Annotated in this window: 1 protein-coding gene; it reads right to left on the bottom strand. The window is 62.1% G+C overall.

Annotated elements, in window-relative coordinates; all coding sequences use genetic code 11:
* Window positions 1-556: TonB-dependent receptor domain-containing protein (locus AC1DU6_RS35315; protein WP_477863235.1), on the bottom strand; the 556-nt coding region annotated here is incomplete at both ends.

Below are 556 nucleotides of genomic sequence, written 5' to 3'. Positions count from 1 at the left end.
TGATGGAACTGGCGCGGTCGATGTACCACTCACCGGAGAGGTCGAACTGATCCGACTTGACCGGCTTGAGGATCGGGTTACCCAGCGCCGAGCCGACGTTGCGCAGATCGTCGACGAAGATCGTGCGCGACGAGTCTGCGTTGACCACCGTACGCGTCTGTGCAGCACCCGCCGTCAGCTGCAGGTTGGGCTGCAGGTCGCTGAAGTCAGGCCGCGCCACCGCCTTGGCATAGGCAAAGCGCAACTGCATCTGGTCGTTGGCCTTCCAGCGCAGGTTCAGGCTGGGCAACACATTGACGTAGTTGTTTTCAACGGCGATCGGCGTCAGGAACGGCGTGAACGTCGGGATGGGACGGCTGAGGTTCGGAGCCGTTGCCGCAGCTGTCGAGTTGAAAACCAGCGTCTGGTATCCGGTGGTGTCGTACTTGGTTTCCACCACGCGCAGACCGACGTTGCCGTCGATGGGCAGGCCGTGCTCTTCCAGGCCGAAGCGCAGCTGGGCGTAGGCCGTCTTGGTGTTCTCCTTCTGCTTGTTGCTGTTGGGCGAGTTCTCACC

The sequence above is a fragment of the Roseateles sp. P5_B10 genome (assembly GCF_056400485.1).
Note: the sequence above shows the minus strand (reverse complement) of the source record. Positions and strands in the feature narration are given on the sequence as shown.